Raw genomic sequence first — 21,689 nt, forward strand, 5'->3', positions numbered from 1 at the left:
TTGAAATTTGGAAAGAGTGTAAAGTGCGTGCCCAAGGCATAGGGCATGTTTTGAATTTTGAACTGTTTACCTGTCGCCTAATCACATCACAAATCTTGGAATGTTATCGCCTATGTCTGTTTTTGACGCAAGACCTGCTATTTTTGTTTTGGCAGATGGAACCACATATCGTGGTTGGTCTTTTGGTGCGACTAGAACCACGATTGGGGAAGTTGTCTTTAACACTGGTATGAGTGGATACCAAGAAGTCCTGACAGACCCTAGTTACTGCGGTCAGATAGTTGTTTTTACTTATCCTGAGTTGGGGAATACTGGCGTTAATTTAGAGGACGAAGAATCAAGTAAACCACAGGTGCGGGGTGCTATTGCTCGCAATATTTGTACTCGACCGAGTAATTGGCGCTCAACACAATCTTTACCAGAATACCTAGAACAGCACCACATACCTGGTATCTATGGAATTGATACCCGCGCCTTAACTCGTAAAATTCGGGAGTTCGGAGCCATGAATGGTGGTATTTCCACAGAAATTCTGGATGAGGCTGAATTGCTAGAGCAAGTACAGGCAGCCCCTAACATGAAAGGATTGAACCTTGTGCACGAGGTTACTACCCCAAACATATATGAATGGTCTGATCCCACCCAGCCAGTATGGGAGTTTAACCCTGCTTGTCAAGAAAATTCCGAGGAATCTTTTACTGTCGTCGCCATTGACTTTGGGGTAAAACGCAATATTTTGCGTCGTTTAGCAAGTTACGGTTGTCGGGTTATTATTGTTCCCGCAAACACCTTAGCAGAAGAAATTCTCAAATACAATCCCGATGGGATCTTTCTTTCTAATGGTCCTGGCGATCCAGCATCTGTTACCGAAGGAATTAAAACGACGAAAGCGTTACTAGAGACTAACAAACCGATATTTGGTATTTGTATGGGACACCAGATATTGGGTCATGCACTAGGAGCGGAAACTTTTAAACTAAAATTTGGTCATCGTGGTTTAAATCAGCCAGCTGGTCTACAACAAAAAGTAGAAATTACCAGCCAAAACCACAGCTTTGCCATTGATCCAGACACTTTACCTAACAGTGTTGTAGAAATTAGTCATCTTAATTTAAACGACTCCACTGTTGCTGGGTTACGTCACAAATCTTTACCTGTTTTTTCTGTACAATATCATCCAGAGGCAAGTCCTGGTCCTCATGATGCTGATTATCTATTTGAGCAATTTGTCCAAACAATGCGAGCTGCTCGTCGAGCAACAGTTGCCAAAGTAGGATAAAAATGAAGAAAGCCGCACAAAAGAGGACAAGGGGACAACAAACAAAAGTGAGAAAGTAAGAAAATGAGGGAGCGAAAAAGGCAGGGAGAATTTTCCCCTACCCTTCGGGTATGACTATGGCTAACGCCAGTTGGCTGCAGTTGGGTAACCTCAAAGCAGCACCAGTCTTACTCTGTGGCTCTCTACTTTCCTCACTTCCCCTATCTCCCATCTTCCCTGCCAGTAGGTTGTAGACAACCTACACTAAAACCATCTATACTTGAGCGTTCACCATAACTCATGAGGAGGGAATTATTGCTGAGCCACTTAATCTAACTGTAAGCCTGAGAGGCACTCGTGAAGTCCGGGATAACTGCCAGCTATTCCGCCTCACAGGTTTGTTAGACGCCTTTTCCGAACCAACATTTCGCAAGGTTATTGGGAGCAAGATTGACGAGGGACCAAGGCACATTATTCTGGATCTCTCGCAAATCGATTTTGTTGATAGCTCTGGCTTGGGTGCTTTGGTACAGTTAGCCAAGCAGGCTCAAAACTCCGAAGGCACTTTCCAAATTGTCACTAATGCCCGTGTTACTCAGACGGTCAAGCTTGTTCGTTTGGAGAAGTTTCTTGCCCTACAACAATCAGTTGATGTGGCTTTAGAAAACGTCAAATCGTCTTGATTCCTTGACCTGATAACTTCATATAGCTATCCAATCATTCAATCTGGATAGCTTAATTATTATGAAATTAAAATTTATGATTTTGCATAACGTTAACTGATAAAGTACGGAGCAAAAAGGTAAAGTACAAATATATTGGGTTGAGAAAGATAAAGAAATAGTGTATGAGGCTCAAGGACGTGTAATTGTATGCTATAATAGGTTCATGTAAAGTCCATTTCATACCTCATTCCTTATAATTTAAGGCTTTCAAAATATTTCTACTTTTAGATCCTAGATAAATCATTATGGATTTATCTGGATCTCACACTTCATCCGTCAGTGCTTTTAGTGTATGAAATGGTAACCAAAATTGAAAAAAAGATAAAATTTAGCAAGTAAGTTTTTTAGCATTGACTATTCTTAGGTAAACCTGCCTAATATAGCGTGTGAGGAAAAAACAACTTGTGACATCAAAGGAGGAAAACCTACTAGATGGCTCAAATGAAATTCCTAGTCAGGATTCAGTTTGGTGTCAACTACTAAGGGCAAGCAAAGAGCAATTGTTCCAAGAGATTTCACTAGCCCAACTGCAACAATTATCTCCTACTGCTTTAGCTTACTTGGGAGATGCAGTTTGTGAGCTCTACGTTAGAATGTTTTATCTACTACCACCAAGGCGACCCGAAGCATACCATCGTCTAGTTGTGGCACAAGTCAGGGCAGAGACGCAAGCCAAAATGTTGCAGTCGCTGTATCCTCATCTAAATAACACTGAGTTAGAAATTGTTCGACGGGGTCGCAACGCTGCCAGCGGACGCCCTAGGCGGGTTGATATGGCAACCTATCAACAAGCAACTAGTTTAGAAACTTTAATTGGCTACCTGTATCTCACCGATTTTGATCGCTTAAGTGAACTTTTGCAAAAACTTGACTTAGAAAAGCCGTAAGAAATTCAATTCACGAATCGCAAAACTTGCAGAGTCGGCTTAGACCAATTGAGATCACAACAATGCTTACCTATTAAGCTCTACCAATAACTTACATGATAGATAAACCAAGAAAAATTAAGACTTCTGGCGAACAGAATAGTGCGCAACCCTTGAAAATCAAGGGTAAGCGTGTCATTTCTCATCTGAGTCCCAATCCCAGAGGTAAGGGTGCTAACGGTTTGAGAGACAGCCCACGCCCACATCGTAAATTCTCTGATTCATCTATTTCTTTTGAGCAATCAGAAGATAAAGATTTGATCTACGGTCGTCATCCAGTGTTAAGTGCTTTGGAAAGCGAGCGGGATCTTAACCGTATCTGGATTACTTCCCGCCTCCGTTACGATCCCCGCTTTCATTCGCTGATTTTACGAGCGAAAGAAAATGGCACAATTGTTGACGAAGTTGAGCCTAAGCGCCTAGACCAAATTACAGAGCAAGCTAACCATCAAGGTGTTGCGGCGCAAATTGCTCCCTACGCCTACATTGACTTGGATGAGTTGATTGCTAGGGCAAAATCTGAAATTGATCCTGTTATTGTTGTCGCTGATGGAATTACTGACCCCCACAATTTGGGAGCAATTATTCGCACAGCAGAAGCATTGGGTGCTCAAGGAATGGTGATCCCACAACGCAGAGCATGTGGGATCACCTCCACAGTCATGAAAGTGGCTGCTGGTGCTTTAGAAAACTTTCTTGTCGTTAGGGCGGTGAACTTGCAACGTGCTTTGGAAGAACTAAAAGCTGCTGGCTTTTGGATTTACGGTACTGCTACAGAAGCAAGCGAACCTATACATAGCGTGAAATTTAACGGTCCTATTGTTTTGGTAGTTGGTTCTGAGGGCGAAGGTCTCAGTATATTGACACAACGACATTGTGATTTTTTGGTGTCGATCCCCTTGCAAGGTAAGACTCCAAGCCTGAATGCCTCAGTAGCAGCGGGTATGGCGCTTTATGAAATTTATCGTCATCGCTGGATAAATACCCTATACCAGGATAAATTCCAAAAAATTTCTTTGAAAAAAGAAGAGTAAACAGAGTATAAAGAAATGTAAAGCAGTCAAAACTGGCAGCATTTAAAACCGAGTATCACATTTAGAAATTGGCGAGAACCATGAAAACTATTTGGAATAACCTTAAGGAATTGTTGATTAACATATTCGACAATTTTGGCTTAGCTTGGTGGGTGGAAATTGTAACACAAAACCCCCGTTGCACTTACTACTTTGGACCTTTTGTCAGTTCTGCCGATGCAAAAGCGGCGATAAAAGGCTACGTAGAAGATTTGGAACTGGAAGGAGCGCAAGGAATTGGGGTTGATGTAAAACGCTGTAAACCAAGTGCTTTGACGATTGCTGATGACCTGGGGGAACGCACTGACCGCAAAGTACAGCCTGTCTTTAGCGGTCAAATGTAACTAAATTGAGGAGAATTCAGTAGTCAGTTATCACTGAGCCAGCACTCTTTGGAGGGTCTCCCGCAGCGCTGGACTAACCCTAAGGCGTGGCGTCAGCCATAGGGTTATCAATTTAGTGATCGCTGAGTTCTTTTCTGGTTATAAGGCTATCTTGTAGTTGCGCTTCGGCGTAACTACACACTGACAACTTTTTGGTTTTTCTCAAGCCAGTGGTCAATGTCGCTCAATACCTGGTTAGGGATTTCCCATGGAAAAAGATGAGCAGTATTAGGATAGCAGTGTGATTGACAATCTTTGAGGTAGCGAGAAGTTTCTAAGCTGGCGTCAGCTGTAATGTGGCGATCGCATGCACCAGCTAGTACTAAAGAAGGACATTGAATTTTTTCTAGGTCTGTTAGTCGATTGTACCCAGCCCCAATTGCCGAATAAAGAGCGCGAGTCGCAGGAGCAGAAGTTTGTAAGTAGGCTGATACTGCATCTTTTGCTATGTAGCTGTAGGCTGCGGGAGTGTGTTGTTGGATTAGGTAGCGAAAGAGCGATCGCTTGCCAAAAGTTTCAATATTCCACTGCCAATCTGGTTTAATATAACTCAACAACCCAGCTACACCGGTGTAAACATTATCTTGCCAAGTTATAGGCGGATGATTGCCTCTGGGTCGGGCAGCTGTCGCCACTAAAATCAGTCCAGCGACTCGCTGAGGTAGCTGTAGTGCTAATTCCATTGCTAAAATGCCACCGAGCGACCAGCCGAGTATCAGACATTTTTTAATTCTAAAACGGTCTAAAAGCGCTTCCAGGTCAATCAAATGGTCGCGCATATCAAAATTGCCATTAAACCGACTTTTGCCATATCCACGCAAGTCTGGAGCAAAAGTTTGAAAGCGTTTTGACAGGTGATTGGTAAAGACACAAAGACTAGAACCAGAACCAGGATGACCGTGTAAGCAGAGAATTGGGAAGCCTTGACCTTGAATGTGAACGTTGAGGTCAACAGCAGATGAAGCTGTGTTGCTATGGCGAGAGTTCATCATTATTATGTTGCTTTATATAATTATGTCACATAGGCAAATTACGGGTACATTTGTACCACGCGCCACATGAATCAGTCATCTGTCAAAGGTCATTGAGTTAGGAATTATGACTTTTCTACATACCTTCCTGCATAATTAATCACACACATCTGCCTGTATGTGTTGTGAATTCCAAAAGCAACTCCCGCTACCTTAAAAGCAGGATTAAACATATTTATTCTATGACCACGATCTGGAACTCCATCGTCAATAATTAATTGCATGACAATATCTTGTGCCGTGTGGGAACCATAACTAATATTTTCTCCGGCGGTGAGTTTCCAAGTTCCGTAGCGGCTTAGGCGAGTAAAGGGATCACTTTTGTCGCTTCCTTTGTGACCAAGAATTCCTTTTGAACCTTGGTCTTTGACATGATCCCTCGCCGCTCGTGACATTCCTTTGGATGCTGTTAAAGATCCGACTGGAGTGACTGACTTGAGAAAGGCGATCGCCTCATCAACGGCTTTCACTCCTTCCTCTGTTTGTAAATAGACATGACGCGAAATTTTAACTCGGTTACCTTCAAAACGTTGTCTATAGTTTTTTAATACTGCAGCATAAGCAGTGGGATTCGTTCTCGCCTTGTTCATTTCTACAATCACTTGTTGTTCAAGGCGAGAAAGAGTTTTCCCGGTTAGCGACACATCAGAATTTCCTTTGGGAATGTTAGGTACAGAGGAGTCAGGCTCAAACAATACATCACAAGATGTCGTGGATAGGGTGACAAGTGTTAATATCCAAAATACCATCTGACGCATCAACAGTCTCATAACTTTGGAGCAACCAGTCAATATAGCAGTTCCCAATTGGGTGTGATACAGATTCTTTTAGGACTTACGCACTGAACAAATACACAGTCGTATGTATTAAGAAAACTGCTCTCTATGGCACATTTACATTGAGAAACTTGACATAATCCTCACAAGATCCTCACTTTTTACATCTATTATTTAGTATGTAAATCTCCTAAGAGAAAGGCAATACATCCTTAAACACCTCTAGTAGAAGCTTATGTCAAATTCACAAAGACAGCTTTTTGTCAATGCGTAAGTCCTATATTTATAGGAGCTGTTCTATAGCTATTGATGTCAATTGAACAAAAAAACCCAAGTCCATAACCTGTTGTCGTTGCTATGCTGTGCGTGGTTTGAGACATCCCAGGCAAAGCATGGCAACAAAATACCCTGAAAGTCCTGTTGTATTTGAGTTTTGTTTCAGTTGACACCAATGTTCTACGCTGTGCGTTTATCCCATACCTGTATTTCATACAAGTGAGAATCGCTATATGTCTTTAGATGCATGAATTGATGACTGGCTTCGGTGATGATTTAGTAACTGATACCACTGCGAACTGAAAACACGAAGACTCCTCGTTAATGACTATGGCACGCACTCGCATTCAGAAAAAGCAGTGGGATAGAGAGTTTCTAAGCTCCAAAAGCCATGTTTAACGACGATTTTTGAGCTTAGAAACAGCAATTTCTTTGTCCTGATATTCTCCCGCATAATTAATCACGCACATCGTTTTGTATTTAGCGTGAATCCCATAGGCAACTCCAGCCACTCTAAAAGTAGGGTTAAAAATGTTTTTTCTATGACCACGATTGGGCACTCCATCATCAACAATTAACTGTATGACAATATCTTCAGCCGTACTCGGACCATAGCTGATATTTTCCCCAGCGGTAGATTGCCAATTTCCGTAGCGTTCCATACGAGTAGATGGATCACTACCATCGCTACCTAAGTGACCTGTCGAACCTCTTGAGCCATTATCTTTGACAAGGTCTTTAGCACCCAAAGACATTCCCTTAGATATCTTTAAAGGAGCAACAGGACTCGCTGACTGAAGAAAGTTAATTGCTTCATCAACGGCTGATAGCCCTTCGTGTGTTTGGAGAAAGCGCCGGTCGTAGATTTTAACTAGCTTACCTTGAAAGCGCTGTTTATAGTTTTCCAACACGGGAATGTAAGCCTTGGGATTTGCCCGTAGTTTGTTCATTTCATTAATGACTTGTTGTTCTAACGGAGATAGGTAATTTACCCGTATCGTTCCAGTAGAATAAGCTTCTTGGACTCCAGTGGGGGGAATCTGTGCATCTTCTGCCACCGCTTGCTTAGATATCAATAGTTGAGAACTGTAACTTGCAGCCAGAGCGATAGGAAAAAACACAGAAAATCCACTGCAACGCATTAATGACTTCATGATTTGTGTTCCACCAAAGTTAATAGGGTTATTTGGAATGCATCGCGTTTTGCTCATATTTACCAATTTTTGGTATAATCATACACATCATTTTAGTCTATGTACTTGCATCCTTTGTAACCTTGCGAACTAAACACAATAAACAGTAATCCTAGCTTAATAGGGATTATCAGTGATGACTCATGATGCAAAAACTTAGACACGCACAACTTTTATACTAAGCAAAACCCGATGAGAACTGAAAACTAGTGATGATTCAAGACATTTCCTGTATCAGACAGTGACTATCCACCAGATAAATTTTGACCACTCATCACAAACAAGGGGATGCGAGAAGATCCCAGTCTCTGAGCAAGCCTTATATCTTTCTTGATTGCACTGTCAGCACTCTGATGATGGTTCCAGAGGTCACCAGGCAAGGTGTGAGCACCTTGAAACCTTTGAACAGCCAAAAAATCTTTGGCCAGATCTGAACACAGCAACTCACCAAGTTGTTTTTCATGAGTCAATAGTACATTTTGCTGTTCTAATTGCTGACTGATGCAATTTGCTGCATTTGTGGGAAGTGACCAACCCATGATCAAACAAACCAAGGATAGTGCAGTTAAGCAACACAGCCACTGAAGTCGTTTTCCAAGCCAAGACCAAGAAGAGAATACACACATATAAACAATCGTTGTAGTTTATATTTCTACACTTATCTAGTATTATTCCCTGATATCAACCAGAATAGTTAATACTTTGCAAACAAATTAATTAAGTGTCTTCACTGACTTTTTACAGTTCACAAAATTATCTCATAAATTTAGCAGTAAACAAAGTGTATTTTTTACAATTAGTCAATATAACTGCAGAATAACTGCAGAATACGTCACAAATGAACGTGATTTCGATATTGTTCAGTTAGTGGATAAGTAAATTTCACTCTGCTTTATAAAGAATCAGTGAACTTAGCAGGAACTATATATAGTTATTTTTAATTAAAAATAAACTATTCATTAAAAATCATCATATTTAAATGTCTTATTAATAGCTATTTAGGTAAACCCTTAACCTGCATCAACTCCAAACCCCGTTCAAATACTTCATCGATTGGCAACATTTGCTCATCAGTCGTCAGAAATTTATGGTCTTTTGTTGCCTGAATAACAGAACCATCCTCTAGACAATATTCAAAAACTTCTTGCTGCCCACGATTATGCCATTGAGCAATAGGTTGTGTGTAAATATTTCCGTTACTATCGACTGTGTAAACGCTACATTCAATTCTTTTTTCCACAATTTGCCCAATAGGTAAAAACCCATATTCTAGCGTTAACACTTCTGTGTCATAGCTGAGACAATATTCAGCAAACTTTAACATTTGCTCGAATAATTCTTCAGCAATTTGTTTTTTTACTCCATTTTTGGCAGCACCATCCACAAATTTTTCTCGCTGCTTCATCATTTCCTCAACTTTCTTTTTCCCCATTGCACGGCGCAGCAAATCTGCCTGTCCTAAAGAATATCCAGCCATATCTTGAGCAATTTTCATAATTTGCTCTTGATAGACCATAATTCCATAGGTCTCATCTAATATCGGTTCTAGAATTTGGGTTTCATAGTCAATATTTTCTCGACCATGCTTGCGGTTAATAAACTTGGGAATCAGTCCTGCATCTAATGGACCTGGTCGATAGAGTGCCAAAATAGAGGAAATATCTTCTATGTTGGAAGGCTTTAAATCGCGTACTATTTGCCGCATTCCAGAAGATTCTAATTGAAATATACCTTCTAATTCTCCTGCCTCTAAGAGTTTGTAAGTCTTTTCAACATCTTTGGGCAAGGTGTTAAATTCACCTTTTGCTAATATTCTCTGAGCTTTTCTTTCTTGAGTCGTAATGTCATATGGATCAACTCTAAATCCTCGGCTTTGTGAAATCAAATCGATGGTTTTCTGAATCATAGTCAAATTTTTTAAACCCAGAAAATCCATTTTCAGCAGCCCTAGTGATTCCAAATCTTCCATGAAATACTGGGTGATCACAGAACCATCGTTATTTTTTTGCAGTGGGACAATTTCATCTAATGGCTCAGCGGAAATCACCACACCAGCCGCGTGCACACCAAATGTTTTGTTTGTTCCCTCAATACGAATTGCCATATCAACCCAATGCTGTACCCTTGGGTCATTATCATATTTTTCTTTAAACTCTGGTTCTGGTGTTGCATCGGAAATCATTACCTTGAGTTTAGTGGGTTTCCCTCGGGAAACAGGAATAAGCTTTGCCATTTTGTCTGATTCTCCATAGGGAATATTTAAGACTCTGGCAACATCTTTTAAAACTGCTTTAGAAGTCAAGCGGTTAAACGTTATGATTTGGGCGACTCTCTCTTTACCGTATTTTTCTGTCACATAATCAATGACTTTATCCCGTTGTTCGATACAGAAATCTGTATCTATATCAGGCATGGATTTCCGTTCAGGGTTGAGAAATCTTTCAAAGAGGAGTCCATGATGTACAGGGTCAATGTTAGTAATCCCCATAGTGTAAGCAACCAATGACCCTGCGGCAGAACCGCGACCAGGACCTACAGGAACATTCTTGTCTCTCGCAAATTTGATGTAGTCCCACACAACTAAAAAGTAGCTGGAGAAACCCATCTTCTGAATCATTTTTAGTTCATACTCCAACCTATCTTTATAAGTTTGGTCAATATCATTTCTAGATTTACGATTTAATTTTTCTAAAAGTCCTTGCCAAGCAACTTCTTCAACATATGTATTAGCAGTATGACCAGATGGGATGGGATAATTGGGAATGCGAGGTTCACCTAAAATCTGGTAAGGTTCGACTTTATCTGCAACTTCAACTGTAGTTATTACAGCTTCTTCAATGACATCATCTGGCAAATGGTCACGAAACAGCCGCTTCATTTCCTCAGCAGATTTTAGATATTCTGTACCGCTATAACGCATTCGATTATCTTCAGCAATCAATTTGCCAGTTTGAATGCATAGCAAAGCATCGTGTGCTTCAACATCGTAACAAGAAATAAAATGTGAGTCATTGGTGGCGACAATTTTAATATCAAGTTCTCGCGCAATTTTGACAATTTCTACATTCACTATCCGGTCTTCTTGTGAGCCGTGGTCTTGAATTTCTAAATAATAATCTTCACCAAAAACTTCTTTGTACCACCGAGCAACTTTACGTGCGGCCTCTAATTTCCCACTGAGAATTGCTTGCGGAACTTCCCCACCCAAACAAGCACTCGTTACAATTAAGCCTTCGTGGTACTCTTTTAATAATTCTTTATTTACGCAAGGACGGGAAAAAATCCCTTTACCCTGCACACCTTGAAGATGAGAAATTGTTGTGATCTTAACTAAATTTTTATATCCTTTTGTATTTTTGGCTAAAACAACTTGATGATAGCGGGGACGGCGTTCTTGTTTTGTAAAATCGCCGTTGATGATATACATTTCATTGCCAATAATTGGCTTGATATTTTTATTGCGGCAGATTTTAATCAGTTCGATCGCACCATACATCACACCATGATCCGTCAGGGCTATTGCTTTAATCCCCAGTTCGATGGCGCGATCCGCTAAATCCGGCAGTTGACTTGCTCCATCAAGCAAACTGTAATCACTATGAATGTGCAAAGGAACAAAGGACATATGCGTTTCCAGCTAGCAGTGAAAAACACGAAACGTATACCAGGGTAACGCAGTTTGTACCTGAGCGCGCTTATCTTATTTAGAATTTCTAATAATTAAATTTAATATCTAAAGTCAACAACTAGGGGTGTAAGGGTGTAATGGTGTAGGGGATGTAAGAGCGTGAGGGTACCCAACCCATCACTATTTATTGCCTACCCGAAGGGCATTGCACAAAAAGAAAATTCTCTCTCTATTTTTACAATACTCCTTCCTACACCCCTACACCGCTGTACCTTCTACCTTCAGCCAAGCCTTATAACTTAGTAGAGGTAGATCCAGGACGCGTTACTTCATTAGGATCCCGAACTACTCGGGTTTGAGAGCGTTTAGGAATAAGACCTGCAAGACCTGCAAGACCAAGTAAACCAAGCCAACCCCAGTCAGAATGGGTTTCGGTTCTCACCTCTCTAACGCCTTGATTATTTGTTGTCGTGTCTGTGGCGCTGCCAGTGCCTGTACCAGTTGTCCCACCGGTGGTGTCAGTGCCACTACCAGTTGTACCCGTACCATTTGTTGTACCAGTTCCAGTAGTGCCACCAGTTGTGTCACCAGCGCCACTACCAGTTGTACCCGTACCATTTGTTGTACCAGTCCCAGTAGTGCCACCAGTGGTGTCAGTGCCAGTACCAGTCGTACCCGTCCCATTTGTTGTACCAGTGCCTGTGCCTGTGCCTGTGCCTGTGCCGGTACCGCTTGTTCCTGTGCCATCTGTCGTACCTGTACCTGTAGTGCCCGTGCCCATGCCTGTACCTGTACCTGTACCTGTAGTGCCTGTGCCTGTGCCTGTACCTGTACCTGTACCTGTAGTGCCTGTGCCTGTGCCTGTGCCTGTAGTACCAGTACCTGTAGTGCCAGTACCTGTACCTGTACCGGTAGTGCCTGTGCCAGTACCTGTACCTGTACTACCAGTGCCAGCACCAGTGCCAGCACCACTACCACTGCTGGCACCACCAGATCCTCCACTACCACCACCACCACCAGATTGGGCAGAAACAGGTAGAGTTAAAGTCAAAGTAGCTAAACCGAGAGCGAAGGCGCTAGCCCAAACATTTTTAGATAAATGAGAAAGTTTCATAGTTTTTGTTGATTTTGTGTTGCAAGTTTTTTTGATAAATTGTCTGCTTTTTTTAAATGAGAACTGTTATAAATTGCTAGTTTTTTCGAGACTTATAACTTCATCTGAATTTTTAATAAGCTTTTTTCCTACCATAGAAACAATAGCAATCTTTAATAACTCTGCAAGAGCTTTTGTGGAATCGAACAACATAATCTGCTATTTGTAAAATTTACACTACTAGTTAGTACGATACCTGCTATTGTTTTTCTCAACCTTCTACCATAGGAATAAACCGACTAATCCTCAAGGAGTAAGCTGGATTTTCAGTTAGCTTAAGAGCATAGATACAGTTAACAGGTCTCAATCTCAAAGATGTGGCAATTATAAGTAGGAGATATAGCAATGCGATTGCGATCAGACACAAACATGCGAAAAAATATCCAATTTTCTTGAAATCTGGCTGATGGGAGTAGAAACGATGCCAATAGTATGGTATGTAAACAGGGTCGCAAGACCAGTTTTAAGGTTTGAAAGTCTTTGAAAATAATCCACGCCTCTTGATATTTTTCTGGACTATTACTCCAAACATAGAAATCTCGTTCTTGACTATCCCTGGAGGCACGACGTACTCGTTGAGACATTGCCATCGGTCTTTTCCAAGATAGCTGTAATTGCACTGTGCTTAAAGCGTTGGTTTGATAAGCTGTTGTGCCTTTAATTTGCATAATTTGGGCAGGCAAGATAGCGACTCCACAAGAGTTCCATTAAAATAGGGTGTGCAAATTGTAAGATTTTCAGCTTATCAAATCCGTTTGTTTCGGAATTATCGCTGCTTCCTCATTTCTCTAAATTTCCATCAAAAGCATCTTGTGATGACGATGGAACAACCATTCGATTTCCTTTTTGATGACGCGCTTGCCATTCGGTGTAGAAAAAGAGAATAGCAAGCAAAATATAGCCGACAGCCCAAGGCGTTCCAGTTCCAAAACCCAAATTGACAACAGTATCTGCTACAGTCCAACGGTAGCTATGCATCAATCCAAACCAAGAGAGGAAAGCTGCGGCTATAGACCAATAAGCAGCTTTGCGGAAGTCTCGCTCAATAATATAAACTGTGATACCAGCTAAAATCATAGCTGAAAAAATAAAGCCCTGCTCTAAAGCAAAAGCACCATCTATATATGTATCGCTCAATTTAAACTTTTCAATTAAAGCAGGTGTCAGGGGTTTGTCTGGTGTTCCCAAACCTCCTACGCGTAATGCATTTTTAGCAATTAAAGCGCCCCAACCTGCAATACCTGGTAACAAACCAACAACAACAGCCGGAGCATGGTGAGAAGGAGTTGCTGTAAAGCTTTGAGCTACAATGACGATGCCAATCCATAACACAATTGCCATTCCAGCTTCAATAGGGACAAAATAAGCAAGGATGGCAACGGTTCCAGTTAAGCACAGCAAGCCCATAAAAATACCGTTGAGAATGGAGTAACCCACTCTTGCACCTAAAGCTTTCCAACCAGGATGTCCAATATAAATGGTTGTTGGGAAACAAGAACCACAAATGGCTGCAACCAATGTACCAATACCATTAGCTGTAAGACTTGGGGCTACAGGATAAGCATCTCCAGCAGCTTCAGCACTTTCTAAATTTTGTAGGCTACCGACAAGGTTAAAAAGTCCCATTGGTAAAATGATGCTGAAATAGTCCAGTAAAACTGCGCGACTATTCCATAAATCTCCTAACCATAACCTTGGTATGTAAACTCCTATCGGTTGTACTGCAGTGGCGAACTTGGCGTTATCCCAACTCACCAAACCTGTACCCCACGCCAAACCAATTCCCAAAAGCACTGCTAATAATCCACCAGGAATGGCAAATCGCACTTGTCCAAAGTAGGTAATTAAGATAACGCCTAAAGGAACTAAACCAACTACGGGATTGGCAAAAGTCCGAAATAGAAAGCCAATCGCTATGAAAGTGATAGCAATACCACCTAAAGTGGAAAGCATAGCTGCACGAGGAGCAAGGCGACGCAGAGGATTACCAATCCATGCACCGACTAACTCAATCAAACCTGAACCTAAGCAAGCAACCAAACCGGCTTGCCATGCGAGTTCAGCAGCTTGTTCTGATGATACACCTTGAGCGATCGCCGTCAACCGCACAGGCAACATCACCAAAAATACATAAGCAAAAAGGCTCACAGTATTAATGCCATAAGGCAAAGCAGTGATATCATCCCGTTGTTCCCGCTTACCTTGTTGGTAAGCTAACCACCCATAATAAAAGTTACCAACAATCAAACTTAAAGCAATTCCTGGCAGAATACGTCTATACACCAGCAAGGGAGAAAAGCCAAGCACCCCTTGACACAAATTCACAATCAACAAAATTTGAATCAAGTTGTCGAGGAAAAGCCCAAATAAACCATCTATATCTCTGCGGACAAACCAGCGGGGAGCTTTAACTGTTGAGATTTCCATCGTCTACTTTTGCCTCGACAATTTTTTTGGGTTCACTTGTTGGTTTAAGGATATCAGTAAGGGTACTGTTTGGAGTTGTAAATCTTCAAGTATGCCTTGGAAAAAGCTTTCTGTTAAACTTGTCATAAGCGCAATACAAGTATGACAAAAGCCATGCTCACTGTCAGACTAGACGAAGAAACAGAACGCCAGCTAGCCGATATCTTGGCTCACGAGAAAACAGACAAGAGTGAGTTGATCCGACGCTTGATTGTTGAGCGCTGGCTTAAGTTGCAAGCAGGCAGAGTAAAGTAAGTTGGGTTGAGGCACGAAACCCAACATGAGCAAGTGTTTGTTGGGTTTCGCTTATGCTCAACCCAACCTACAATTCTTGTGGAAGGTAGAACTAGAGCGGCTTCTGATAATTCTTCACTCTACTTTAAAAACGGAGTGAGCAAAAACGCCTGCCCTATCTGGGTTTTCGTTTGTGTGTATCCTGCGTCAACTTAAGACATTCAACACTTGCTAGAAATCCACCAGAACTCAAGAAGGTAACCCCAAGCTCGATTCTTTTGGAAAAGATTAAACCAAATCCAACTCCATTAATCGAGATAACCATAGCTAAGGCAACAATCTTACCTGCTATGGCAATCCTCTGTGTCAATTTTGTTTGATTGAAGTCTTCGATTTGACTGGCGCTTGTACAATTGTCCAATTGCGAGTCAGTGTGATTGTTTGCCATAATTAAATGTTTTAAAATGTGTTATTTCTCCCAAACGCAGTTTGCGTTTGGGAATTTTACTTATCAGCGAGGAAATCAACAATAAACTGATCGAATCTTTGAGGTGCGATCGCACACCTGATCCCAAGTCTCTCTGACTCCAGCCTCTTGACGACGGCTATAGGTTCTAAAAAACACTGGATTGGCAGCTGGAGCAGTTTCTGGAAATTTTGCACCTTGGCGTTTCTTTTCAAGTTCACGAACCATAGATAATCAAGCCTTGTTGCTCACCGACATAGATTATGACTATACGCCAAGTAAATCAGAGAATAAAGATTGAAAAATTGTAAGATTTGCGCTGTGTGCGTGGCTAGACTCATTGCAGTATAATTTTCCTATGTCTAAGCCGTCACGCCTTTAATTTGCACACAGTCCACAGGTAAGATCTTTGCCAGCACCCTTTTTTATTCTTTTTGAACTTTAAATTTTGAATTTTAAATTTTGAATTTTAAATTGCCTATTGCCCTTTTAAAGGGAACGTGGCGGGGTAAAGGTATTTTATCCTTTGCCCTTTTCCATTTAACCTTTCCCCAGCCCACACCTGGCAACTTTGGGTTTGTTCCCCAGACATTACTTTACAGGTGCCGTCACTTTTTTGTGTCGATATTTGCATATCATTCTGATATGACTAAGCAATACTGCCACGCTTTCTGGCTTCTTTGTAAGAAGTTCCTACATTTTTTATACCAGCTTTGATCATTTGTCTTTCAAGGATGGCAAAGAATCGCGCCTTATCCCCGCCACGTACCACCGCTTGATTGTGGGCTTCGGCGATCGCCACTGGATACCCATATCCTTTCTGCACTTGTGCTAACATCAGTCCTAATGCTAGGTCAAACATTGTTGTGTTCTGGGCTACCCATGATGGCACTTCTATCCGGGCAATTTCGGTACCTACATGCACGTAACAAAAGTAAATTTGTTGGTCTTGGTACAAGTCAAGAATACGAACATTGCTGCGCCATAAGCAACCGCGTTGTCCTGGTTTAAGTAGAGTGGATAAAAGAGTTGTATCTCGTAAAGGTTCAAAGACTTTGCAAGGGACTTTTTCAAGTTGATTTGGGCAAAAGCTTGCACAATCTGGTACTGTGTGCGGACAAGCTAAAAGACGCAAAAAGTTCATGCCTTCAACATTGCGAGAAGCACTCACATAACCCATCAGGGGAATTTGAGCATCACGCAACTTTTGCCAAGCTTCCAAGATGGGGGGTAAGATGCGATCGCGTGCTTCTAAAGGTAATTGTTCTAAAAACCAGTAAATCAACGAACCATCCACCATTGCTAACGTAGGGACTTCTTCTATCCCCCTGTCCTCTTTTACACTGCAAGCCAATTCTGTCAGCACCGTTGTTTCACTTGATGTGCGGCAATAACCCATCCATTCTTCAGTACGAATACCCCATTTGCGAGAAAAATATAAATCCTCGGGGCGATAAAATATCTCCGGTAAACTATCTAGAAGTGGGTAACGGTTTTGTCCATAATGTAAGACAACTCTACCGATATTAAGAAGATAGCAGTAGGCAATTTCGTGGTGACTGGGAGATATTTGCGAACCATCGGTTGCAATGACGGTGTGTATTTTAGGGGGAACCGGGATATCAATACAGGTGTTGAGTGGTTCTAGGGGAGTCGCATTGGCAAAGAGGATGCGATCGCGCCATTTTTCCTGTCGCTGTAGCAAGTCATCCTGACAGTCCAAAGCATTTTGAAAATGTTTTTGAGCCAATTCTAAACGCTGACGACTCGCAGCCGCCTCTTGCGTCAGATGTTGACTCAAACCCTGCATTTGTCTTGCCAGCTTAGTGAGGTCAAGCATAATAGTAAGTTTACCAGTTGTGAAGTATGAGTTCTGAGTGTTGAAATAAAGAGACTCAGAACTCAGTACTCAGCACTATCTTAGAGGATGTTTTATCAGTGGTGATACTCACTAGCCAGCAGAGGCGAAATGTTTTGATATCAAATGATATCCATAAAAATTTTACTATACTGACATATAAGTATATAGATTTACAATGCAAGTATAATAAAATGTAGTATACGCCGAGTTGTAGAACCAAATCGGTGTCAATTGCCAGCGCCATATTCGCTCAATTGAGCGGTGTTGGTACAGTTTTTGCTATTCAATTGCAGGTGTTACATAAAATATGTGGCATCTGATTGTTGAGAGTATAAAAAATTAAGTAAATCTACTAGTCTTCTGGAGTATTGCATGACTAACCCAATTGTTGCTTTGAGTGCTGCTGAAATTCTTAAGCTTGCTTTCAATGAGTTTATTAAATCTAGTGCTGGCGAAGCTGCCAAAAAGCTGACTACTGAGGCTTTAAGCAAAGCTAATGAATTACGTCACAAGATTGTGTCACGGTTCAAGGATAGACAAAATGTTAAAGCAGAAAAAGCAATAACTGCTGTTCAGGAACAGTATTCTCTAGAAGCATTCAACAAATTGACAACTTACCTAGATGACGAGATGGAGGAAGAACCAAGTTTTGCTCATGATTTGCGACAACTCGCACAGCAGATTATCAATATTCAAAACATAAGTCAGAAACAAGTGCAGTTTGGCGAAATGAAGCAATTAAACCGTGACAATGCCAAAGGTTTTCAAGTTCAAGCAAATCGAATTGATCGAATTGGTGATGATTAGACTAATAGGACTTACGCAGAAGAGATCCCCCAACCCTCTTAAAAAGGGGGCTTTAAAGAGTTCCTTAAAAAGGGGGCTTTAAAGAGTTTTTTAAAAAGGGGGGCTAGAGGGGTTCGAGGTTTTGGGTTTTCAGTGCCTAAGTCCTGACTAAGTAATTTTTTGTTGGGACACAAACATGGAGCAAAACAATTACGGCGGGAAAAATTATCAGATCAAAGCAGAGAGTATTGGGCATGTTGGTGATGTATATCAAACTCCACAAGTCACTGGAGAGGAGTTACTGCACAAAGGAATTCAGCTTCTCAATCAACGAGCTTACCGCCAAGCTATTGATGTGTTGAGTGATGCAACAAAGACTAATCCGTAACGACAAAAGAGATTCTGTAAAAGGCTTACATAAATTTGCGATCTATACAAGTGGGGGGAATGTTATTGAGGTGACTTACTCCTTCTCACACAATGCAAATCAGCAAGGTGAACTAGTCAAAATTGGTTCTGAACAGACAATTAAAGCTGTGCGGAAGAAGTTGGAGGAGTATAAGAAGAAGTATCAGAAGTATCAAAGGTGAGGTAGCACCAATTCAAATTTTGAGTAGTTGTAGGGACTTTTTCCCCCCTTTTTAAGGGGCTACGGTGTACACACATATCGCTTTTTACCTCACCCTCGCTTTTAGCTGCGCTAAAATCTTTCCCTCTCCTTACTAAGGAGAGGGATGCCCGACAGGGCAGGGTGAGGTTTCGAGTATCAGAGAATCGGCGGGAGACTTGAGGAAGTAGGAGAGGGATGCCCGACAGGGCAGGGTGAGGTTTCGTTAGCGTAGCGTCTCGTAGAGAGGGAGTTTTGAATCATTCGATCACTTGTGTGTACGTGGTAGCCTAAGGGGGAGTAGAAGGGATCTACAACAATTTTGTGTCCTCAATTACACTTTCCAAACATCCTCTTAAAACCATTGCGAGAAATCTTTAGGAAACTGAGGGAGTGATAATAAGTGAATTACCGGATCATTTTGGGCAGTTACTTTTTCTGTTGAAGTATTGTAACCCCAATCTGCAAGAAATAATTTTACTTCCTCAAGACCCGGTTGCTGTTGAACAAGTTGTAATGTTTTCAGTCGATCTTCTACAAACCATACTCTTTCTGGTGAAGTATTTGTTTTCTGAATTAATTCTCGTATAATTTCGTGTTTGGGACGCTTGACTTCTTTACCAAAAATAATGTCTCGCGGTAAATCGACTCCTCCTTTTTTCAATAGCTGCTGTGTGAAACGCCCTTCTTTTGTTGTGATGATATACAGGTTAGTTGTGCTATCAACTGTTGCTTTAATTTTTTTGATTATCCCTGGATAAAATCTATGTAAACTCAACCATCCATCTAAATCTGTAGCAATCCATTCATCCCGTATCTTATCTAATTTATGGCCAATATCTGTTGCTTTGAGATTGTCTTTTAACAAAAGTTCTTGGGCAATTGTTGTCCATTCTTGAAGAATTTTTTCTTCAGGAATTTCCTCTACCAAGGCTTTGACTAAAACAGGCATTTCCCAACCAGTTTCGATCACAGGTCTGAGTTGATAGAATTTTGATGCGAAATCATTGTGTGGTGTTTCTTGCTTTGGTGACCAAATTTGACAATAGGTACGCCAAGCGACTTCAAAATATTCTATTAATCCGTCGCAAATAACACCATCAAAGTCTAGGGCGAGAATTGTAGGAGTGCTTGCCGTCATTGTTTTTAAATGAATTAACAGATTTTAGCTGCTGTTGTCAGCTTACCTGACAATTGCAAATCATGCAGCAGCGTGGGATAACTTTATTTTTGTATACTTGAGAGCAGAGATTGAAATTGAAAGAGAATATTAAATTCCTCGGTACAATGGAATAAAAAGCAAATATCTTGTCTTTTCCCATTGTGTTATGCATATCTACGATGTTTTAGTGGTTGGGGCTGGACCAATTGGGTTAGCAACTGCCCTTGGCTTACGCCAGCGTGGAATTGAAAATATTCTAGTCATCGATCAAACTCGCGCCTTTCGTCAAGTTGGTCAGGTGATAGATCTTCTTCCTAATGGATTAAATTCTCTCAAATATATAGATTTAAAAGCTTACGAAGAAGTCAAGAAAAAAGGCATGAGTTTCTTTACTTCTACACCGTCCAATGACAACAACGCTAACCAAACAACTCAGGAACCAAAATCTCCAAAGAGTTCACCCGAATGGGTACAAAAAAATTTTAAGGGAGAGCGAATTCGGGCAATTCCTCTTTTATACGATCATTGGTTTCAGCAATATGGAGAAGGTCGAGTGTCAATCACTTGGTATGATTTACAAACCATGCTGAGAAATTTACTCCCTGAAGATAGCGTCAAAGCAAATCATCGTTGTATTAATGTTGTTCATGAACCAGAGTATAAGTGTGTTCGAGTAGATTGTGTCTCTCATTTAGGGGGAGAAGAAAACCCTTACGCACATTGGACCAATGCACAGAATCATGAAGATGCACAACCTGAAAATTTAGAGATTATTGCCCAACAATCAGAAACAAAATCGTTTCGTGCAAAGCTAGTTGTCGCAGCAGATGGAATCAATTCTGCGATTCGTCGGATTCTCTATAAAAACACTCCGTATCATGCTTTTGCACGACCTGAGTATTCCGGCTTTGCAGCAGTGGGGTGTCAAGAAATATCTGAAGTTCCAAATAAACTACTCACAGAACTCAATGATAAATTTTTTGAAAACTCACGAATTGTGACAATCTTTAATGATGAAATCTCCAGAGATTCTGACTGTATGGAACACGTATGGATAATTTTGTTTCAAAGAAAAGATGGTCAACTTGGGTATATCATCCATCTCGCCTTATCTTTAGACTCGTTGAAACACAAATCTGAAACTGCATTAATTGATTTAGCTTTGCTTTCACTAGAAAAAGCTAACTTTCCTGCTTGTATCAAAGAATTAGTGAGTCTTTCCCCTCCTGCCAATATGCTGCAGCGTCCATATTACATTCACCGTGCTATGATTAGTGACCGTCTACAATTTCCGAGTACGGCGAACTTAAATATTGACACTCATCCTTTGGAAATGCAACCAGCTTGGAAGGCACAGCGAGTCGTTTTAGTTGGTGATGCAGCTCATGGGATGCCTCCGTTTATGGCTCAAGGAGCTAATCAAGGATTTGAAGATGCACTAGCTATTGCAACACTGATAGCTAATATTAAAGATAAGCATGATTGGGATAATACACAAGCCATAAGTGAAGCTTTTGAGAAATTTGAACATCTTCGTCGTTCCTTCATGGTTGATATCCAAAAAGCAACGTTAGAGCGATTCTACTGGTCAGATAAACAGTGGCAAGATTATAGTCAAAAAGTCTACCGCCGCAATGTTAACCAACTATTAGAGACATTCCAGTAGAATCATTACCGAAATACTA

General features: G+C 41.1%; 21 protein-coding genes and 1 pseudogene. 10 read left to right on the forward strand and 12 right to left on the reverse strand.

What is annotated here, in order from left to right:
- Positions 1-112 precede the first annotated feature (112 nt).
- From carA to AC5JM2_RS19225, 5 genes are all read left to right on the forward strand, one after another.
- On the forward strand, positions 113-1,279 hold the full coding sequence (gene carA / locus AC5JM2_RS19205) for a glutamine-hydrolyzing carbamoyl-phosphate synthase small subunit (protein ID WP_495836446.1): 1,167 nt from the start codon (positions 113-115) through the stop codon (positions 1,277-1,279).
- 272 nt (positions 1,280-1,551) lie between these two features.
- Positions 1,552-1,941 carry an STAS domain-containing protein gene (locus AC5JM2_RS19210; RefSeq protein WP_495836541.1) on the forward strand — a complete coding sequence of 130 codons (390 nt, stop codon included), beginning with the start codon at positions 1,552-1,554 and terminating at the stop codon, positions 1,939-1,941.
- A 446-nt stretch (positions 1,942-2,387) separates the two neighbouring features.
- Entirely contained in the window at positions 2,388-2,870 is a 483-nt protein-coding gene (locus AC5JM2_RS19215) for a Mini-ribonuclease 3 (RefSeq protein WP_495836447.1), read from the forward strand.
- A 95-nt stretch (positions 2,871-2,965) separates the two neighbouring features.
- Positions 2,966-3,943 carry a 23S rRNA (guanosine(2251)-2'-O)-methyltransferase RlmB gene (gene rlmB / locus AC5JM2_RS19220; protein WP_495836448.1) on the forward strand — a complete coding sequence of 326 codons (978 nt, stop codon included), beginning with the start codon at positions 2,966-2,968 and terminating at the stop codon, positions 3,941-3,943.
- A gap of 80 nt (positions 3,944-4,023) precedes the next feature.
- The gene (locus AC5JM2_RS19225; RefSeq protein WP_495836449.1) at positions 4,024-4,326 is read left to right on the forward strand and encodes a DUF1816 domain-containing protein; all 303 of its coding nucleotides are present in this window, start codon (positions 4,024-4,026) and stop codon (positions 4,324-4,326) included.
- A 173-nt stretch (positions 4,327-4,499) separates the two neighbouring features.
- Here the strand turns inward: AC5JM2_RS19225 and AC5JM2_RS19230 are convergent, their stop codons facing one another.
- The 8 genes and pseudogenes from AC5JM2_RS19230 to AC5JM2_RS19265 all read right to left on the reverse strand — a co-directional run bounded on the left by AC5JM2_RS19230 (position 4,500) and on the right by AC5JM2_RS19265 (position 14,849).
- Positions 4,500-5,354, reverse strand: coding sequence for an alpha/beta fold hydrolase (locus tag AC5JM2_RS19230; RefSeq protein ID WP_495836542.1), 855 nt, complete (start codon positions 5,352-5,354; stop codon positions 4,500-4,502).
- Positions 5,355-5,461: 107 nt separating this feature from the next.
- Entirely contained in the window at positions 5,462-6,166 is a 705-nt protein-coding gene (locus tag AC5JM2_RS19235; protein ID WP_495836450.1) for a CAP domain-containing protein, read from the reverse strand.
- A 677-nt stretch (positions 6,167-6,843) separates the two neighbouring features.
- Positions 6,844-7,590 (reverse strand): CAP domain-containing protein, encoded by a 747-nt coding sequence (locus AC5JM2_RS19240; protein ID WP_495836543.1) that lies wholly within the window; start codon positions 7,588-7,590, stop codon positions 6,844-6,846.
- Positions 7,591-7,886: 296 nt separating this feature from the next.
- Positions 7,887-8,180 (reverse strand): hypothetical protein, encoded by a 294-nt coding sequence (locus AC5JM2_RS19245; RefSeq protein WP_495836451.1) that lies wholly within the window; start codon positions 8,178-8,180, stop codon positions 7,887-7,889.
- A gap of 455 nt (positions 8,181-8,635) precedes the next feature.
- Positions 8,636-11,266 carry a DNA polymerase III subunit alpha gene (locus tag AC5JM2_RS19250; RefSeq protein WP_495836452.1) on the reverse strand — a complete coding sequence of 877 codons (2,631 nt, stop codon included), beginning with the start codon at positions 11,264-11,266 and terminating at the stop codon, positions 8,636-8,638.
- 295 nt (positions 11,267-11,561) lie between these two features.
- Positions 11,562-12,383, reverse strand: coding sequence for a WGxxGxxG-CTERM domain-containing protein (locus tag AC5JM2_RS19255; RefSeq protein ID WP_495836453.1), 822 nt, complete (start codon positions 12,381-12,383; stop codon positions 11,562-11,564).
- A 436-nt stretch (positions 12,384-12,819) separates the two neighbouring features.
- Positions 12,820-13,000 (reverse strand): annotated as a pseudogene (locus AC5JM2_RS19260) (hypothetical protein); the annotation flags it as partial.
- Between the two features lie 202 nt (positions 13,001-13,202).
- Positions 13,203-14,849 (reverse strand): NCS2 family permease, encoded by a 1,647-nt coding sequence (locus AC5JM2_RS19265; RefSeq protein ID WP_495836454.1) that lies wholly within the window; start codon positions 14,847-14,849, stop codon positions 13,203-13,205.
- A 141-nt stretch (positions 14,850-14,990) separates the two neighbouring features.
- Between AC5JM2_RS19265 and AC5JM2_RS19270 the strand changes: the two genes are divergently transcribed.
- Positions 14,991-15,143, forward strand: coding sequence for a ribbon-helix-helix domain-containing protein (locus tag AC5JM2_RS19270; RefSeq protein WP_495836455.1), 153 nt, complete (start codon positions 14,991-14,993; stop codon positions 15,141-15,143).
- A 154-nt stretch (positions 15,144-15,297) separates the two neighbouring features.
- Here the strand turns inward: AC5JM2_RS19270 and AC5JM2_RS19275 are convergent, their stop codons facing one another.
- The 3 genes from AC5JM2_RS19275 to AC5JM2_RS19285 form a co-directional block, all read right to left on the reverse strand.
- Positions 15,298-15,570 (reverse strand): hypothetical protein, encoded by a 273-nt coding sequence (locus AC5JM2_RS19275; protein WP_495836456.1) that lies wholly within the window; start codon positions 15,568-15,570, stop codon positions 15,298-15,300.
- Between the two features lie 75 nt (positions 15,571-15,645).
- A complete protein-coding gene (locus AC5JM2_RS19280) occupies positions 15,646-15,816 on the reverse strand; it encodes a hypothetical protein (RefSeq protein WP_495836547.1) in 171 nt (56 codons plus the stop codon).
- 421 nt (positions 15,817-16,237) lie between these two features.
- Positions 16,238-17,428: a DNA double-strand break repair nuclease NurA gene (locus tag AC5JM2_RS19285; RefSeq protein WP_495836457.1), complete on the reverse strand. Its 1,191-nt coding sequence runs from the start codon at positions 17,426-17,428 to the stop codon at positions 16,238-16,240.
- A gap of 393 nt (positions 17,429-17,821) precedes the next feature.
- Between AC5JM2_RS19285 and AC5JM2_RS19290 the strand changes: the two genes are divergently transcribed.
- The 3 genes from AC5JM2_RS19290 (at position 17,822) to AC5JM2_RS19300 (ending at position 18,825) form a co-directional block, all read left to right on the forward strand.
- On the forward strand, positions 17,822-18,256 hold the full coding sequence (locus AC5JM2_RS19290; RefSeq protein WP_495836458.1) for a hypothetical protein: 435 nt from the start codon (positions 17,822-17,824) through the stop codon (positions 18,254-18,256).
- 175 nt (positions 18,257-18,431) lie between these two features.
- A complete protein-coding gene (locus AC5JM2_RS19295; RefSeq protein ID WP_495836459.1) occupies positions 18,432-18,623 on the forward strand; it encodes a hypothetical protein in 192 nt (63 codons plus the stop codon).
- Entirely contained in the window at positions 18,601-18,825 is a 225-nt protein-coding gene (locus AC5JM2_RS19300; RefSeq protein ID WP_495836460.1) for a hypothetical protein, read from the forward strand. Before AC5JM2_RS19295 ends, AC5JM2_RS19300 begins: the two co-directional genes overlap by 23 nt.
- Before the next feature lie 372 nt (positions 18,826-19,197).
- Here AC5JM2_RS19300 and AC5JM2_RS19305 read toward each other — a convergent pair whose 3' ends face one another.
- On the reverse strand, positions 19,198-19,983 hold the full coding sequence (locus AC5JM2_RS19305; protein WP_495836461.1) for an HAD family hydrolase: 786 nt from the start codon (positions 19,981-19,983) through the stop codon (positions 19,198-19,200).
- A gap of 187 nt (positions 19,984-20,170) precedes the next feature.
- Here AC5JM2_RS19305 and AC5JM2_RS19310 point away from each other — a divergent pair, with 187 nt between their 5' ends.
- Complete coding sequence (locus tag AC5JM2_RS19310; RefSeq protein ID WP_495836462.1) at positions 20,171-21,670, forward strand: FAD-dependent oxidoreductase; 1,500 nt, start codon at positions 20,171-20,173, stop codon at positions 21,668-21,670.
- Positions 21,671-21,689 lie beyond the last annotated feature (19 nt).

Source organism: Brasilonema angustatum, assembly GCF_059505445.1.

Excerpts from the sequence above, each read along its gene's own strand:
- AC5JM2_RS19285 (WP_495836457.1), bottom strand. The coding sequence starts at position 17,428 with ATGCTTGACCTCACTAAGCTGGCAAGACAAATGCAGGGTTTGAGTCAA.
- AC5JM2_RS19290 (WP_495836458.1), top strand. The coding sequence starts at position 17,822 with ATGACTAACCCAATTGTTGCTTTGAGTGCTGCTGAAATTCTTAAGCTT.
- AC5JM2_RS19225 (WP_495836449.1), top strand. The coding sequence starts at position 4,024 with ATGAAAACTATTTGGAATAACCTTAAGGAATTGTTGATTAACATATTC.
- AC5JM2_RS19245 (WP_495836451.1), bottom strand. The coding sequence starts at position 8,180 with ATGGGTTGGTCACTTCCCACAAATGCAGCAAATTGCATCAGTCAGCAA.
- AC5JM2_RS19255 (WP_495836453.1), bottom strand. The coding sequence starts at position 12,383 with ATGAAACTTTCTCATTTATCTAAAAATGTTTGGGCTAGCGCCTTCGCT.
- AC5JM2_RS19300 (WP_495836460.1), top strand. The coding sequence starts at position 18,601 with ATGCAACAAAGACTAATCCGTAACGACAAAAGAGATTCTGTAAAAGGC.
- AC5JM2_RS19310 (WP_495836462.1), top strand. The coding sequence starts at position 20,171 with ATGCATATCTACGATGTTTTAGTGGTTGGGGCTGGACCAATTGGGTTA.
- carA (WP_495836446.1), top strand. The coding sequence starts at position 113 with ATGTCTGTTTTTGACGCAAGACCTGCTATTTTTGTTTTGGCAGATGGA.
- AC5JM2_RS19305 (WP_495836461.1), bottom strand. The coding sequence starts at position 19,983 with ATGACGGCAAGCACTCCTACAATTCTCGCCCTAGACTTTGATGGTGTT.
- AC5JM2_RS19235 (WP_495836450.1), bottom strand. The coding sequence starts at position 6,166 with ATGAGACTGTTGATGCGTCAGATGGTATTTTGGATATTAACACTTGTC.
- AC5JM2_RS19250 (WP_495836452.1), bottom strand. The coding sequence starts at position 11,266 with ATGTCCTTTGTTCCTTTGCACATTCATAGTGATTACAGTTTGCTTGAT.
- AC5JM2_RS19280 (WP_495836547.1), bottom strand. The coding sequence starts at position 15,816 with ATGGTTCGTGAACTTGAAAAGAAACGCCAAGGTGCAAAATTTCCAGAA.
- AC5JM2_RS19270 (WP_495836455.1), top strand. The coding sequence starts at position 14,991 with ATGACAAAAGCCATGCTCACTGTCAGACTAGACGAAGAAACAGAACGC.
- AC5JM2_RS19275 (WP_495836456.1), bottom strand. The coding sequence starts at position 15,570 with ATGGCAAACAATCACACTGACTCGCAATTGGACAATTGTACAAGCGCC.
- rlmB (WP_495836448.1), top strand. The coding sequence starts at position 2,966 with ATGATAGATAAACCAAGAAAAATTAAGACTTCTGGCGAACAGAATAGT.
- AC5JM2_RS19230 (WP_495836542.1), bottom strand. The coding sequence starts at position 5,354 with ATGAACTCTCGCCATAGCAACACAGCTTCATCTGCTGTTGACCTCAAC.
- AC5JM2_RS19265 (WP_495836454.1), bottom strand. The coding sequence starts at position 14,849 with ATGGAAATCTCAACAGTTAAAGCTCCCCGCTGGTTTGTCCGCAGAGAT.
- AC5JM2_RS19295 (WP_495836459.1), top strand. The coding sequence starts at position 18,432 with ATGGAGCAAAACAATTACGGCGGGAAAAATTATCAGATCAAAGCAGAG.
- AC5JM2_RS19240 (WP_495836543.1), bottom strand. The coding sequence starts at position 7,590 with ATGCGTTGCAGTGGATTTTCTGTGTTTTTTCCTATCGCTCTGGCTGCA.